This is a genomic window from Nocardioides renjunii (genome assembly GCF_034661175.1).
GTDB lineage: Bacteria > Actinomycetota > Actinomycetes > Propionibacteriales > Nocardioidaceae > Nocardioides > Nocardioides renjunii.
Genome location: NZ_CP141058.1, coordinates 1,445,803 through 1,461,290, shown reverse-complemented (window position 1 = coordinate 1,461,290; position 15,488 = coordinate 1,445,803). Strand labels below are relative to the sequence as shown.

The 15,488-nt window shown below is 71.4% G+C and carries 11 protein-coding genes; 7 read left to right on the top strand and 4 right to left on the bottom strand.

The window, feature by feature from the left end:
* Positions 1–5 precede the first annotated feature (5 nt).
* The gene (locus tag SHK17_RS06990; RefSeq protein ID WP_322921558.1) at positions 6–782 is read right to left on the bottom strand and encodes an enoyl-CoA hydratase/isomerase family protein; all 777 of its coding nucleotides are present in this window, start codon (positions 780–782) and stop codon (positions 6–8) included.
* Between the two features lie 84 nt (positions 783–866).
* Here SHK17_RS06990 and glgX point away from each other — a divergent pair, with 84 nt between their 5' ends.
* A complete protein-coding gene (glgX, locus tag SHK17_RS06985; protein ID WP_405030398.1) occupies positions 867–3,050 on the top strand; it encodes a glycogen debranching protein GlgX in 2,184 nt (727 codons plus the stop codon).
* Between the two features lie 6 nt (positions 3,051–3,056).
* On the opposite strand, the gene SHK17_RS06980 is transcribed toward glgX, so the two are convergent.
* Positions 3,057–3,965, bottom strand: a complete 909-nt coding sequence (locus tag SHK17_RS06980; protein WP_322921555.1) for a helix-turn-helix domain-containing protein — start codon at positions 3,963–3,965, stop codon at positions 3,057–3,059.
* Between the two features lie 98 nt (positions 3,966–4,063).
* Between SHK17_RS06980 and SHK17_RS06975 the strand changes: the two genes are divergently transcribed.
* On the top strand, positions 4,064–4,432 hold the full coding sequence (locus SHK17_RS06975) for a hypothetical protein (protein ID WP_172270907.1): 369 nt from the start codon (positions 4,064–4,066) through the stop codon (positions 4,430–4,432).
* Positions 4,433–4,452: 20 nt separating this feature from the next.
* Here SHK17_RS06975 and SHK17_RS06970 read toward each other — a convergent pair whose 3' ends face one another.
* Both SHK17_RS06970 and glgP read right to left on the bottom strand, forming a co-directional pair.
* Positions 4,453–4,797 (bottom strand): hypothetical protein, encoded by a 345-nt coding sequence (locus tag SHK17_RS06970; protein ID WP_322921554.1) that lies wholly within the window; start codon positions 4,795–4,797, stop codon positions 4,453–4,455.
* A 56-nt stretch (positions 4,798–4,853) separates the two neighbouring features.
* The gene (gene glgP / locus SHK17_RS06965) at positions 4,854–7,445 is read right to left on the bottom strand and encodes an alpha-glucan family phosphorylase (RefSeq protein WP_322921553.1); all 2,592 of its coding nucleotides are present in this window, start codon (positions 7,443–7,445) and stop codon (positions 4,854–4,856) included.
* Positions 7,446–7,567: 122 nt separating this feature from the next.
* Here glgP and SHK17_RS06960 point away from each other — a divergent pair, with 122 nt between their 5' ends.
* The 5 genes from SHK17_RS06960 to SHK17_RS06940 all read left to right on the top strand — a co-directional run bounded on the left by SHK17_RS06960 (position 7,568) and on the right by SHK17_RS06940 (position 15,476).
* Entirely contained in the window at positions 7,568–9,562 is a 1,995-nt protein-coding gene (locus SHK17_RS06960) for an alpha-1,4-glucan--maltose-1-phosphate maltosyltransferase (RefSeq protein ID WP_322921552.1), read from the top strand.
* Between the two features lie 23 nt (positions 9,563–9,585).
* Positions 9,586–11,316, top strand: coding sequence for a maltose alpha-D-glucosyltransferase (gene treS, locus SHK17_RS06955; RefSeq protein WP_322424719.1), 1,731 nt, complete (start codon positions 9,586–9,588; stop codon positions 11,314–11,316).
* Entirely contained in the window at positions 11,313–12,743 is a 1,431-nt protein-coding gene (locus SHK17_RS06950) for a maltokinase N-terminal cap-like domain-containing protein (protein ID WP_322921551.1), read from the top strand. The genes treS and SHK17_RS06950 overlap by 4 nt, the downstream gene beginning before the upstream one ends.
* An 86-nt stretch (positions 12,744–12,829) precedes the next feature.
* Positions 12,830–14,674, top strand: coding sequence for a 1,4-alpha-glucan branching protein GlgB (gene glgB / locus SHK17_RS06945; RefSeq protein ID WP_405030406.1), 1,845 nt, complete (start codon positions 12,830–12,832; stop codon positions 14,672–14,674).
* A 58-nt stretch (positions 14,675–14,732) separates the two neighbouring features.
* Positions 14,733–15,476: an NUDIX hydrolase gene (locus SHK17_RS06940; RefSeq protein ID WP_322921549.1), complete on the top strand. Its 744-nt coding sequence runs from the start codon at positions 14,733–14,735 to the stop codon at positions 15,474–15,476.
* Positions 15,477–15,488: the final 12 nt, after the last annotated feature.

Here is a 15,488-nt window from a genome sequence, read left to right as displayed (position 1 = left end):
GCGGGTCAGCGACCCACGAACGTGGCCTTGCCCGGTCCGTTCTCGACGAACGAGGTGATGCCGCGGGTGCGGTCCTCGGTGGCGAACACCCCGGCGAACTGCTGGCGCTCGATCTCCAGGCCGGTGTCGAGGTCGACCTCGCTCCCCCGGTCGATGCACTCCTTCGCGGCCCGGAGGGCCAGCGCGGCGGCGCCGCTGAACTGCGAGACGTAGGCGACCGACTCCTCCAGCACGCGCTCGGGGGGCAGCACCCGGTCGACCAGGCCGATGCGGAGCGCCTCGTCGGCCTTGACGAAGCGGCCGGTGAACACGATGTCCTTCGCCCGCGACGCACCGACCAGGCGCGAGAGGCGCTGGGTGCCGCCGGCGCCGGGGATGATCCCGAGCAGCACCTCGGGCTGGCCGAGGACGGCGTCCTCCGCGGCGAAGCGCAGGTCCGCGGCGAGCGCGAGCTCGCAGCCCCCGCCGAGGGCGTACCCGTTGACCGCGGCGACCACCGGCTTGGGGATCCGGGCGATGGCGGTGGTGGCGGAGCTGACGGACGCGGAGACCTTGACCATGTCGGCGTAGGACAGGTCGGCCATCTCCTTGACGTCGTTTCCGGCCGCGAAGACGCGCTCGCCGCCCCAGATCACCACGGCTCGTACGTCGTCGCGCTCGCCGAGCTCGGCGGCGGCCTCGCGGAGGTCGGCCTGCACCTGCACGCTGATCGCGTTCATCTTGGGGCGGTCCAGGCGCAGGACGGCGACCCCGTCGGTCACGTCGATCGAGACGAACTCCATGGCTGCTCCTCATCGTGGGTGCGATGTGCGCGAGGCGGCACCTGTGCGAGCCGCATTGTGCCGTGCGGCACCGTCTCCACCACAATGACCCGCGTGACCCCGCCCGAGACGACCACTGTGTGGAAGCACGACGGCGAGACCATGTCGGTCTGGCCGGGGCGCCACTACCCCCTGGGGGCGACGTGGTCGCACGAGTCGACCAACTTCGCGGTCTACGCGCCCGAGGCGGAGAGCGTCTGGGTCTGCGTCTTCGACGACGACGGCGCCGAGCGGCGCCACCTGCTGACCGAGCACTCCCTCGGCGTCTGGCACGGCGCCCTGCCCGGGATCGCCCCCGGCACGCTCTACGGCTACCGGGCGCACGGTCCGTGGAAGCCCGACGCGGGCCTGCGGTTCAACGCCGCCAAGCTGTTGCTCGACCCCTACGCCAAGGCGGTCGCGGGCGACCTGGTCGCCGACGACGCGATCTTTGGCTACGTCGTGGGCGACCCGGAGAACCGCAGCGACCTGGACTCCGCGCCGTTCGTGCCGCGCAGCGTGGTGGTCCACGACGACTTCCAGTGGGGCACCGACACCTCGCCGCGGCGGCGCTGGCGCGACACGGTCATCTACGAGATGCACGTCAAGGGCATGACCCAGCTGCACGACCGGGTGCCCGAGAAGCTGCGCGGCACCTACGCCGGCCTGGCGACCCCCGCGGTCACCGACTACCTCCGCGACCTCGGCGTGACCGCGGTCGAGCTGCTCCCGGTGCACCAGTTCTTCTCGGAGCCGGCGCTCGCCCGGCGAGGGCTGGTCAACTACTGGGGCTACAACTCGCTCGGCTTCTTCGCCCCGCACAACGCGTACTCCCACGCCGGCGACCGCGGCCAGCAGGTCACCGAGTTCAAGCAGATGGTGAAGGCGTTCCACGAGGCGGGCCTCGAGGTGATCCTCGACGTGGTCTACAACCACACCGCCGAGGCCGGCCCGCTCGGGCCGACGCTGAGCTTCCGCGGCCTCGACGACCTCGGCTACTACCAGCGCGTCGTGCCGCCGGCCCCGCAGCCGGGACAGGCGCCCGCGCCCGTGACGTACTGGGACGTGACCGGCTGCGGCAACACCGTCGACAGCACACACACGCAGAGCCTGCGGATGATCCTCGACTCGCTGCGCTACTGGGTCAACGAGATGCACGTCGACGGCTTCCGGTTCGACCTGATGAGCGCGATCACCCGCACCAACCAGGTCGTCGACATGGGCAGCCACCTGCTGACCGCGATCGGCCAGGACCCGGTGCTGCGGCACGTGAAGCTGGTCGCCGAGCCCTGGGACGCGTCGATGGACGGCTACCGCGTCGGCGAGTTCCCCCCGCCGTGGATCGAGTGGAACGACCAGTTCCGCGACACCATGCGCGACTTCTGGCGCGGTCGCTCCGACGGCGTGCGCACCGTGGCCACCCGGCTGGCCGGGTCGAGCGACCTCTACGCCGACGACGGCCGCTCGCCCTACGCCTCGGTCAACTTCATCACCGCCCACGACGGCTTCACGCTGCGCGACCTCGTGTCCTACGACGACAAGCACAACGAGGCCAACGGCGAGGACAACCGCGACGGCACCGACAACAACCGGTCGTGGAACTGCGGCGTCGAGGGCGAGACCGACGACGAGTCGATCATCGCGGTGCGCCGCCGCCAGGCCGCCAACCTCATGGCCACGCTCTGCTTCTCCAGCGGCGTGCCGATGCTGACGGCCGGCGACGAGCGCGGCCGCACCCAGCGGGGCAACAACAACGCCTACGGCCAGGACAACGAGACCTCGTGGATCGACTGGCGCCCCGACGACGCCTGGCTCGACGTCTACGAGATCACCAAGACCGCCCTGCGGCTGCGCCGCGAGCACCCGGCCCTGCGCCAGCGGCACTGGTTCGAGGGCCGACCGACCATCCGGGGCGGCATCAAGGACCTGGTGTGGGTGCACCCCAGCGGCCGGGAGATGTCGACCGACGACTGGAACGACGACTCGTGCCGCACGGTCGGGATGTTCCTCAACGGCGCGCCGCTGCGCTCCCCCGGCCCGCGGGGCGAGCAGGTCCACGACAAGTCCTTCATGATCTGGCTCAACGCCGGCGGGTCGGACGTCGAGCTGGTCCTGCCCGACAACCAGTGGGTCCACCACGGCGAGGTGGTGCTGTCGACCAACGCCGAGGTGGCGCAGGGCACCCCCGTGGTCGCCGGGGGCACCCTGCTCCTGCAGGCCCACTCGGTGCTGGTGCTCCGGCAGACCTGAGCCTCCTCAGGCGGGCTGCGCCACCCACTGCGCCGGGTCGCCGGCGTCGAGGTCGGTGACGCCGAGGCTCTCCAGTGCTCCCAGTACGACCAGCCGGCGCACGGCGGCGAAGGTCAGCACGTGGGCGATCATCCCGCCGTAGGTGAAGACCCGCGGTGGCTCGCAGGTCGTGTCGACGAAGGTGTCGTCGAGCCGGCCCTCGGCGACCGTCGTGCGGACCTGCTCGAGGAACGCCGGCCCCTCCTCGGCGAGCCGGCGCTGCAGCGTCGTGACCGACACGCCGCGCTCCTGGCCCCAGTCGTACGAGCGCTGCGACACGGCGGCGTTCCACTGGGCGAGCTGGCCGACCAGCCGGCCCAGGACCGAGCGGATGGACATGTCGTCGTCGATGGTGCCGATGGGCACCTCGATCGGGGCGTCGAGCTGCTCGTCGTCCAGGCGCGCGGCCCGGTCGAGCATCTCACCGGTCAGCCACACGTGGTGCTCGATCATGCGCGTCATCAGGTCCATCGGTGTCACCTCTCGAGATGTCGGCAGCCGGAGGCCGCCGGGTGGGTGGAAGTGCACCCCGCTCGGACCCTCGATCCGGGTCCGGGTGGGGCGCCGACGCCAGTAGCTCGGAGAAGCGCCGTACTCCCGGACGAACGCCCGGGTGAACGCCTCGTGCGAGCCGTAACCCGCCTCGAACGCCACGTCGACCACCTGCTGGTCGCTGGTCACGAGGCGGTACGCCGCCCGCTCCAGCAGCAGGCGGCGCCGCATCCGCTCCGGCGGCTCGCCGCCCGTCGCCGACACCACCCGGTCGAGGTGGAAGCGCGAGAGGTGGAGCCGCCGCGCCCGCTCCTCGCTGCCGAGGTCGAGGGTCTCGGCCAGGGCGTCGAGGAACGCGGCGAAGGTGTCGGCCGCTGTCGTCATGCCCACCACCCTCGTGAACCGTGGTGCGTCGCGCTTGATCGCACTTGCGCAGTCTGCCCGAGGCGGGCTTCTCGCGGTCGACCTGAGACACTGGAGGCATGGCCAGCAGCGTCCCCGCACGACGGCGGGAGAAGGGTCGAGGACACCTCCTCGACCTCAACGCCCCCCGCCGGGTCGTCAAGGACCCAGAGCAGGACGCGCGCGACCTCGCGCGCGTGCAGCGGTGGGTGATGTCGACGCTCGCCGTGACCACGATCCTGCACCTCGTCGTCGGCCTCGTCGTCGCCGCCGTGATGCTGGACGAGTCCCCCGTGACCTCGCGGGCCGGGCTCAACGTCATCGCAGGCATCTTCGGCGCGTTCGCGGTCGCGGCCGGCCGGGCCATCCACGGCAAGTCGATCGTGTCGCCGTGGCTGCTGCTCGGGGTCGTCCCCACCGCGGTCGGCCTCTGGCTCACCTTCGGCTGACGGGCGCGACGCCCCCGCGCTCAGAGCTGCAGCACCGACAGCACGACGAGGTACGTCCCGCGCGCCCGCTCCGGGTCGTGGAGGGTCGGGTCGCCGCCGGCGAGCGCCGTCTCCCGTGCGCGCACCGCCGCCCCGGGGTCCTCCGAGGCGAGGTCCTCGGCCAGGGCCTGCACGACGACGTCGCGGTCGCGCGGGTCCAGGTCGTCGAGGGCCAGGCTGTCGTGCAGCATCGACGCCGCCTCGGCCATGACCTCGCGAGCCAGGTCGACCTCGACGTCCGGACGCGCCCGGGCCGCCGCTTCCGCGGCCGCGAGGAAGGGGTCGAGGACGTCGGCGGGGGCTGAGGGGGACGAGGCGGAGGACATGGCGTGATCGTCCTCGCCGCGACCCCCGACCGCAACGGGGTTCGGCCGGGGGCGGGTCAGGCCGGCTCGGCCGGTGCCGCCACCAGGCCGAGCTCCGCGACGGAGGCCAGGGCCTCGTTGCGGGGCACGACGCGCACCGTGTATCCGAAGGCTCCGGAGTGCGCGAGCGACACCGTGGCGTCGAAGCGGTGCCGGTTGCCGTCGTAGGACTCCTGCACCTCCATCGGGGCGACGAGGGTGGAGGTCAGCACGTCGTCGGAGCCGATCCGGCCGTGGACGACCTGCACCTCGACGTCGTCGGCCGTCAGGGAGCCGAGCGCGACCCAGGCGCGGACGGTGAGCGTGGCGCCCACCTCGGCCTGGTCCCCCACGCCCTCGGAGTCGACGTGCTCGACCCGGACGCCGGGCCACGCCGCGCGGACCGTCTGCTTCCAGCCGGACAGCGTGCGCGCACCGGCGTAGTCGGAGTTGAGCGAGCGCGCGGTGTGCGCCGCCGGGGCGTACAGCTCGCGGACGTAGTCGCGCACCTGGCGGGTGGCCAGCACCTTGGGCCCGAGCGACTTGAGAGTGTGGCGGACCATCTCGAGCCAGCGGGGCGGGACGCCCTCGTCGTTGGTCTCGTAGAAGCGCGGCACGACCTCGCTCTCGAGCAGGTCGTAGAGCGCGTTGGCCTCGAGGTCGTCACGGCGGTCGGGGTCGTCGATCCCGTCGGCCGACGGGATCGCCCAGCCGTTGTTGCCGTCGTACCACTCGTCCCACCAGCCGTCGAGGATGGAGAGGTTGAGGCCGCCGTTGAGCGCGGCCTTCATGCCCGACGTGCCGCACGCCTCGTAGGGCCGGAGCGGGTTGTTGAGCCAGACGTCGCAGCCGGGGTAGAGCGGCTGCGCCATCGCGATGTCGTAGTTGGGCAGGAACGCGATGCGGTGGCGGATCTCCGGGTCGTCGGCGAAGCGCACCATCTCCTGGATGAGCCGCTTGCCGGTCTCGTCGGCCGGGTGGGCCTTGCCGGCGATCACCAGCTGGATCGGCCGCTCGGGGTCGAGCAGCAGCTTCTTCAGGCGGGCCGGGTCGCGCAGCATGAGCGTGAGGCGCTTGTAGGTCGGCACCCGACGGGCGAAGCCGATGGTGAGCACGTCGGGGTCGAGCGCGGTGTCGACCCACGTCGTCTCGGCGGGCGCGAAGCCCCGCTTGGCCGCTGAGCGCCGCATCCGGTCGCGGGCGTCGTCGATGAAGTGGGTGCGCAGCGTGCGCTTGAGGTCCCAGATCTCGCGGTCGCCGATCTGGTCCACGAGCGGCCACAGGGCGTCGGTGTCGTCGCCGTCGACGTCGGCGCCGCGGTTGGCGGCCAGCTCGATGACCTCGCGGGCGATCCAGGTGGGGCCGTGCACGCCGTTGGTGATGGAGGTGATCGGCACCTCGGCCTCGTCGAAGGCGGGCCAGAGCCCGTTGAACATCCCGCGCGACACGTGGCCGTGGAGCTGCGAGACGCCGTTGGCGCGCTGCGCGAGGCGGAAGCCCATCACCGCCATGTTGAAGACGCCGGCGTCGCCGCCGTCGTAGTCCTCGGCACCCAGCGCGAGCACGCGCTCGACGGGTACGCCCGGGGTGGGCGAGTTGCCGCCGAAGTACTGCGAGACCAGCTCGCGCGGGAAGCGGTCGATGCCGGCCGGGACCGGCGTGTGGGTGGTGAAGACCGTGCCGGCGCGCGACACCTCGAGCGCCGTGTCGAAGTCGAGGTGCGGGCCCTGGTCGTCGACGGTGAGCTCGCGGATCCGCTCGATGCCGAGGAAGCCGGCGTGGCCCTCGTTGGTGTGGAAGACCTCCGGAGCGGGTGCCCCGGTGATGCGCGACCACACGCGGAGCGCGCGCACGCCGCCCACGCCGAGCAGGAGCTCCTGGCGCAGCCGGTGCTCGGAGTTGCCGCCGTAGAGCCGGTCGGTCACGTCGCGGTAGTGGGCGCTGTTGTCCTCGATGTCGGTGTCGAGCAGCAGCAGCGGGACGCGGCCGACCTGCGCGACGAGGATGCGGGCCACCAGGTCCGGGCCGTCGGGCAGCGCGATCGAGACGGTCGCCCGGGTCCCGTCGGCCTCGCGGAGCTGCGTCAGCGGCAGCTCGTCGGGGTCGAGGACGGGGTAGCTCTCCTGCTGCCAGCCGTCGCGGTCGAGGGCCTGCTTGAAGTAGCCGTGGCGGTAGAACAGCCCAACGCCGATCAGCGGGATGCCGAGGTCCGAGGACGCCTTGAGGTGGTCTCCGGCGAGGATGCCGAGGCCGCCGGAGTACTGGGGCAGCACGGACGTGATGCCGTACTCCGGGGAGAAGTACGCGATCGAGCGCGGCGCGCCCTCGCCGGCCTTGCGGGCGTACCAGCGGTCCTCGCTGAGGTAGCGCTGGAGGTCGGCGTGAGCCGCGTCGAGACGGGCGCGGAAGTCGCCGTCGTCGACCAGCTCGTCGAGCCGCTCACGGCCCACGGCCGCGAGGAACCGGACCGGGTCGCCGGCCATCTCGCGCCACAGGCGTGCGTCGATCGAGGCGAAGACGTCCTGCGTGGGTGGGTGCCACGACCAGCGCAGGTTGGCCGCCAGGACGGACAGCGCCCCCAGCGGCTCGGGGAGGACGGGACGGACCGTGAATCGTCTGAACGCTCGCACGATCCAGCACGCTAGGGCATTTCTTGGATCGATCCAACCCGTTGGGAGGTGGGTCGCCCCACAGGGTGAGACCGCACCCCCCTCGGCTTGCGTCGCCGACCCACCTTCGCAAGTGTGGGGGCATGGTTGGACGCATACCCGTGATGGATGTTTCCCCCGTCGTCGACCTCGGTCGGCTCTCGGCCAAAGCCACCGTGGGCGAACCGATGCCGGTGCGGGCGGCGGTGTTCCGCGAGGGCCACGACCAGCTCGGCGCGGAGGTCGTCGCCATCGACCCGGCAGGCCGGCGCCGGGCCCCCGTGCGGATGTGGCCCTACGGCGAGGAGCCCAACCAGTACGTCGCCCACGTCACCCCCGACGTCGAGGGCGAGTGGACCTTCGAGGTCCAGTCGTGGTCCGACCCGATCGCCACCTGGCAGCACGACGCCGGGATCAAGATCCCCGCGGGTGTCGACGTGGAGCTCATGTTCACCGAGGCGCGGGTGCTCCTCGAGCGGGTCGCGGCCGGCACCGGCCCCGACAAGCTCGACAAGGCCGACAAGGCGCTGGTGGCCAGCGGCATCGCTGCGGCCAGCGACCAGGAGCGCCCCGTCGCCGCCCGCCTCGCGGCGCTGCAGGACCCCGCGCTCGACGCCGTGCTGCTCGCGCACCCCCTTCGTGAGCTGTTGTCGGTGAGCGGTCCCTTCCGGTTTCGCGCCGACCGGGTGCGCGCCCTCTTCGGCAGCTGGTACGAGTTCTTCCCGCGCTCCGAGGGCGCCACCCGTGACGAGAAGACCGGCAAGGTCACCTCCGGCACGTTCCGCACCGCGACCGAGCGGCTGGACCGCGTCGCGGAGATGGGCTTCGACGTGCTCTACCTGCCGCCGATCCATCCGATCGGCGAGGTCAACCGCAAGGGCCCCAACAACACCCTCACCCCCGGTCCGGACGACCCCGGCTCACCGTGGGCCATCGGCAGCAAGGACGGCGGCCACGACGCCATCCACCCCGACCTCGGCACGTTCGAGGACTTCGACGCCTTCGTGGCCCGCGCGGGCGAGCTCGGCCTCGAGGTGGCCCTCGACCTGGCGCTGCAGGCGGCGCCGGACCACCCGTGGGTGACCACCCACCCACAGTTCTTCACCACGCGCGCCGACGGCACGATCGCCTTCGCCGAGAACCCGCCGAAGAAGTACCAGGACATCTACCCGATCAACTTTGACAACGACCCGGCCGGCATCTGCCGCGAGGTGCTGCGGATCGTCAAGCTGTGGATCTCCCACGGCGTGCGGATCTTCCGCGTCGACAACCCCCACACCAAGCCGCTCGCGTTCTGGGAGTGGCTGCTGGCCGAGGTGCGGCGCACGGACCCGGACGTCCTGTTCCTGTCGGAGGCGTTCACCAAGCCGGCGATGATGCACGGCCTCGGCGCCGTCGGCTACCACCAGAGCTACACCTACTTCACGTGGCGCACGGGCAAGCGGGAGATCGAGGACTACCTCGTCGAGGTCTCCCACGAGTCCGACCACCTGATGCGGCCCAACTTCTTCGTCAACACCCCCGACATCCTCCACGCCTACCTGCAGTACGGCGGTCCCGCCGCGTTCAAGGTCCGCGCGGCCCTGGCGGCCACCGGGTCGCCGAGCTGGGGCGTCTACGCCGGCTACGAGCTGTTCGAGCACGTGGCGGTGAAGCCCGGGTCGGAGGAGTACCTCGACTCCGAGAAGTACCAGGTCCGGATCCGCGACTGGGCCCGGCACGACGCCGAGGGCACGACGCTGGCGCCCTACCTCACCCGGCTCAACGAGATCCGCCGCCAGCACCCCGCGCTGCAGCTGCTGCGCAACGTCAGCATCCACTCCAGCGAGGACGAGCAGGTGCTCGTCTTCAGCAAGCGCCACACGCTGCCCGACGGCAGCGAGGACGTGGTCATCAGCGTCATCAACCTCGACCCCCACGGGACCCGCGAGACGATCATCCACCTCGACATGGGCGCGCTCGGCCTGGGCTGGCACGACTCGTTCGTCGCCCACGACGAGATCACCGGCGAGGACTGGAGCTGGAGCCAGCACAACTACGTCCGGCTCGACCCGGGCTACGAACCTGCCCACGTCATCACCGTCAGGAGGACCAGTTGACCGACCACCCCACCTCAGCCCAGATGCCGACGGACGCCGGAGCGGCGACCGCCGTGCTCAACGCGGAGCCGGAGTGGTTCAGGACGGCTGTCTTCTACGAGGTCCTGGTCCGGTCGTTCCGCGACTCCAACGCCGACGGCACTGGTGACTTCAAGGGCCTGATCGAGAAGCTCGACTACCTCGAGTGGCTCGGCGTCGACTGCCTGTGGGTGCCGCCGTTCTTCACCTCGCCCCTGCGCGACGGCGGCTACGACGTCGCCGACTACAACAACATCCTCCCCGAGTGCGGCACGGTCGAGGACTTCCACGAGTTCATCGACGCCTGCCACCAGCGCGGCATCCGGGTGATCATCGACTTCGTCATGAACCACACGAGTGACGCCCACCCGTGGTTCCAAGCCAGCCGCAGCGACCCCGAGGGCCCCTACGGCGACTTCTACGTCTGGTCCGACACCGACGAGCTCTACCAGGACGCCCGGGTGATCTTCGTCGACACCGAGCCGTCCAACTGGACGTGGGACCCGGTGCGCCAGCAGTACTTCTGGCACCGCTTCTTCCACCACCAGCCGGACCTCAACTTCGACAACCCCAAGGTCCACGACGCGATGCTGGACGCGATGGCGTTCTGGCTCGACATGGGCCTCGACGGCTTCCGCCTCGACGCCGTGCCCTACCTCTACGAGCGGCCCGGCACCAACGGCGAGAACCTGCCGGAGACCCACGAGTTCCTCAAGAAGTGCCGCCGCTTCGTCGACGAGCACTACCCCGGCCGCGTGCTGCTGTGCGAGGCCAACCAGTGGCCCGCCGACGTGGTGGAGTACTTCGGGCCCGAGGAGACCGAGGACGGCCGCTGGGTCGGCACCGAGTGCCACATGGCCTTCCACTTCCCGGTGATGCCGCGCATCTTCATGGCGGTGCGCCGCGAGTCGCGCTTCCCGATCTCGGAGATCCTCGAGCAGACGCCGGCCATCCCGGACGGCTGCCAGTGGGGCATCTTCCTGCGCAACCACGACGAGCTGACCCTGGAGATGGTCACCGACGAGGACCGCGACTACATGTGGTCGGAGTACGCCCACGACCCGCGGATGAAGGCCAACATCGGCATCCGCCGCCGCCTCGCGCCGCTGCTCGACAACGACGTCAACCGGATGGAGCTCTTCACCGCGCTCCTGCTGTCCCTGCCCGGCTCGCCGGTCCTCTACTACGGCGACGAGATCGGGATGGGCGACAACATCTGGCTCGGTGACCGCGACGGCGTGCGTACGCCGATGCAGTGGACGCCCGACCGCAACGCGGGCTTCTCCTCCGCCACGCCCGGCAAGCTCCACCTGCCGGCGATCCAGGACCCGGTCTACGGCTACCAGTCGGTCAACGTCGAGGCGCAGCTGGAGAACACGTCCTCGCTGCTGCACTGGACCCGCCGGCTCGTGCACGCGCGGCGCCGCCACCCGGCCTTCGGGCTCGGCGACTTCGTCGACCTCGGCGGCTCCAACCCGAGCGTGCTGTCCTACATCCGCGAGCACGACGGGCCCAACGGTCGCGACGTGATCCTCTGCGTCAACAACCTCTCCCGCTTCCCCCAGCCCGTCGAGCTCGACCTGCGCCACTGGGAGGGCATGGTCCCGATCGAGCTGCTCGGCGGGGTCCCGTTCCCCGCCATCGGCGAGCTGTCCTACCTGCTGACGCTGGGTGGCTACGGCTTCCTGTGGCTCAGGCTGACCGAGCCGACGACCTCGGGTGTGGAGGGATCATGAACGACGCACTGCAGGACTGGATCGCCGAGGCCCGCTGGTTCGGCGGCAAGGGACGCGACTGGTCGCTGACCGGCACGCGCCGCGTGGGTGAGCTGCCCGACGCCCCCGAGGGGCTGCGGGTCGCCATCGAGCTGGCCGAGGTGACGTACTCCTCGCCCCCGTCGGACGACGCGGCGGGCGACGACGCCGGGTCCGCCGGGGACACCGAGCTCTACCAGCTGCCGCTGGCCTACTACTCCGAGCCGCAGGAGCGGCTCGAGCACGCGCAGGTCGGCGAGTGGGACGACGCGGACTTCGGCCACGTCCACGTCTACGACGCGCTGCACGACAAGCAGGCCATGGCGCTGTGGCTGCGCGCCTTCGCCGCTCCCCCGACGAGCACGGCCCGCGGCGTGCTCGACTTCCACAGCCTGCCCGGGCACGACCTCGACCTCGAGGCCCACTCGACGCTCTTCTCCGGCGAGCAGTCCAACTCCTCGGTGGCGTTCGGCGAGGACGCGCTGATGAAGGTGTTCCGCAAGGTCACGCCCGGCGTCAACCCCGACATCGCGATCCACCAGGTCCTCACCGAGGCCGGCTCCACCCACGTCGCCTCCCTCTACGGCTGGTTGGACCTCGTCGACGAGGAGACCAACACCACCATCCAGCTCGCGATGCTGCAGCAGTTCCTGCGCACGGCGAGCGACGGCTGGGACCTCGCCCTCGCCAGCGTCCGCAACCTGTTCGCCGAGGCCGACCTGCACGCCGACGAGGTCGGCGGCGACTTCGCCGGTGAGGCGGCCCGCCTGGGCACGGCACTCGCGGAGGTGCACGCCGACCTCGCGCAGCACTTCCCGGTCGAGCACCGCGACGCCGCGGCGGTCAGTGACCTGGCCGCGGCGATGGAGGGTCGCCTCGACGCCGCGCTCGACGTCGTACCCGACCTCGCGCCCTTCGCGACCGGGCTGCGCGAGACCTTCGGCCGCCTCCGCGAGCTCGACGCCATCGAGGTCCAGCAGGTCCACGGCGACCTGCACCTCGGCCAGACGCTGCGCACCGCGCGCGGCTGGAAGATCGTCGACTTCGAGGGCGAGCCCGCCAAGCCGCTCGCCGAGCGGCTCAGGCCCGACTCGGTGTGGCGCGACGTCGCCGGGATGATCCGGTCCTTCGACTACGCCCCGCGCGTGGTGGCCCTCACCGGCGGCGGGCTCGAGCCCGGCGCCGAGGCCGACCAGCGCGACTACCGGGCAGCGGAGTGGTCGGCACGCAACCGTGCCGCCTTCCTCGACGCCTACACCGCGGAGCGCGGCGAGGAGCTGGGCGCTGCGGCGTCGACGCTCCTCGACGCCTACCTCGCCGACAAGGTCGTCTACGAGGCCGTCTACGAAGCACGCAACCGACCGGGATGGATCTCCATCCCGCTGGCAGCGCTGGGAGAAGCCAAGTGACCGAGACCCCGAAGAAGAGCCCGAAGACGAGCCCGACGACGACCGCCAGCAAGGACGTCGTCGCGCACGCCCCCGGCGAGCTCGACCTGCACCTCATCGGCGAGGGGCGGCACGAGGAGCTGTGGACCGTCCTCGGCGCCCAGGTCACCGACGTGGGCACGTCGTTCCGTGTCTGGGCCCCCAACGCGCTCGAGGTCCAGGTCGCCGGCGAGTGGGCCGGCTGGGACGGCTCGGCGCACCCCATGACGAAGCTCGACGGCTCGGGCGTGTGGCACGTCCACGTCGACGGCGTCGGGGTGGGCGCGCAGTACAAGTACCGCCTGCGCGGCGCCGACGGGCAGTGGGGCGACCGGGCCGACCCGCTCGCCCAGTTCGCCGAGAAGCCGCCGAGCTCGGCGTCGATCGTGTGGCGCTCCGAGCACGAGTGGGGCGACGACGCGTGGCTCGAGGCCCGGCGCGGCAAGAAGCCGGTCGAGGAGGCCATGTCGGTCTACGAGGTGCACCTCGCCTCGTGGCGCAAGCACTACTCCGGCGAGCTCTACTCGTGGGACGAGATCGCCGACGCGCTGGTGCCGTACGTCTCCGACCTCGGCTTCACGCACGTGGAGCTCATGCCGGTGATGCAGCACCCGTTCGGCGGCTCGTGGGGCTACCACGTCACCTCCTACTTCGCCGCGGACTCGCGCTTCGGCGACCCCGACGGGCTCAAGCGCCTCATCGACCGGCTCCACCAGGCCGGCGTCGGCGTCATCCTCGACTGGGTGCCCGGCCACTTCGCCACCGACGAGTGGGCGCTGGCCCGCTTCGACGGGACGCCGCTCTACGAGGACCCCAACCCCCAGCGTGGCTGGCACAAGGAGTGGGGCTCCCACATCTTCAACTTCGGGCGCAACGAGGTCCGCAACTTCCTCTACGCCAACGCGGTGTTCTGGCTCGAGGAGTACCACGCCGACGGCCTCCGCGTGGACGGCGTCGCCTCGATGCTCTACCTCGACTACGCCCGCGAGGACGGCGAGTGGTCGCCCAACAAGCACGGCGGGCGGGAGAACCTCGAGGCCGTGCAGTTCCTGCAGGAGATGAACGCCACGGTCTACAAGCGGGTGCCCGGCATCGTCACCATCGCCGAGGAGTCCACGGCGTGGCCGGGCGTCACCGGGCCGACCAGCCAGGGCGGCCTCGGGTTCGGCTTCAAGTGGAACATGGGCTGGATGCACGACTCGCTCGACTACGTCGCCAAGGACCCGCTCTACCGCAGCCACCACCACGGCGCGATGACGTTCTCCCTCGTCTACGCCTACGCGGAGAACTACGTCCTGCCCATCAGCCACGACGAGGTCGTGCACGGCAAGGGCTCGCTGCTGCGCAAGATGCCCGGGGACCGCTGGAAGCAGCTGGCCAACCTGCGGGCCTACCTCGCCTACATGTGGGCCCACCCCGGCAAGCAGCTGCTGTTCATGGGCTGCGAGTTCGGCCAGGAGTCCGAGTGGGCCGAGAGCCGCGAGCTGGACTGGTGGCTGCTCGAGCACCCCGAGCACGCCGGCGTCCACGCCATGGTGCGCGACATGAACGCCGCCTACGCCGCGTCCGGGGCCCTCTGGGGCCGCGACAGCGACCCCGCCGGCTTCGCGTGGATCGACGCCAACGACGCGGGCCGCAACGTCTTCTCGTTCGTGCGGAAGGCACCCGGCCACCCCGACCTGGTCTGCGTGGCCAACTTCGCCGGCACCCCGCACGAGGGCTACCGCCTCGGCCTCCCGTCGGAGGGCACGTGGTCGGAGGTCCTCAACACCGACGCGGAGGTCTACCACGGCTCCGGCGTGGGCAACCTCGGCTCGATCACCGCCACCGCGGGCGACCACCTCGGCCAGCCGGCGTACGCCGACATCGTGGTGCCGCCGCTCGCCACGGTGTGGTTCCGCCGGGACGCCTGATCGTCGGACGGACAGGCGGGGACACGGCCCCCGACCCACCTCTCGTTAGGGTGGCCGGGTGGGTGACCTGATCGACGTGACGACCGTGGCCGAGGGCGTGGCCCGGATCCAGTGGCAGGGCGAGCCGACGGTCGACGCGCTGCGTCGCGAGGTCGCGACGGCACTCGTCGAGCACAGCCGCGTCGAGGCGCTGGTGCCGCTCGACGACCGCGGCGCGCAGCGCGCGGCGACGTGGGCGGGCCTGCTCAAGGAAGGCGTGAGCCGCGGGCTCACCGTGGACGGCGAGGTCGCCGACCGCGTCGTGTACGCCCGGGTGCGCGACGACCAGCCGGTGGACCAGCCGGAGGGGTTCCGGTCGCTGCTCAACTCGTTCCTGCCCCGCAAGCGCGCCATCTCGCAGATGCTCGCGCGCGATCCCGAGGGCCGGGTCCTGCTGTGCCAGCTGACCTACAAGCGGGACTGGGACCTGCCCGGCGGGGTCGTGGAGGTCGGCGAGTCGCCCCGGCTGGCCGTGCAGCGCGAGGTCGAGGAGGAGCTCGGCCTCGTCATCGAGCCCGGCGACCTCGTGCTCACCGACTGGCTGCCCCCGTGGGGCGGCTGGGACGACGCGGTCTGCCTGGTCTTCGACGGGGGCACGCACGAGCCCACCGTCCTCGCGGACGTGGTGATGCAGGAGCGCGAGATCCGCGACGTGCGGTTCTGCACCCTCGACGAGGTCGACGAGCTCGCCGCCGACTTCACGGCCCGCCGCGTCCGCGCGGCCGTGTCCGGCGCTCAGCCGTATACGGAGTCCGGTCGCTGAGGCAGGATGCCT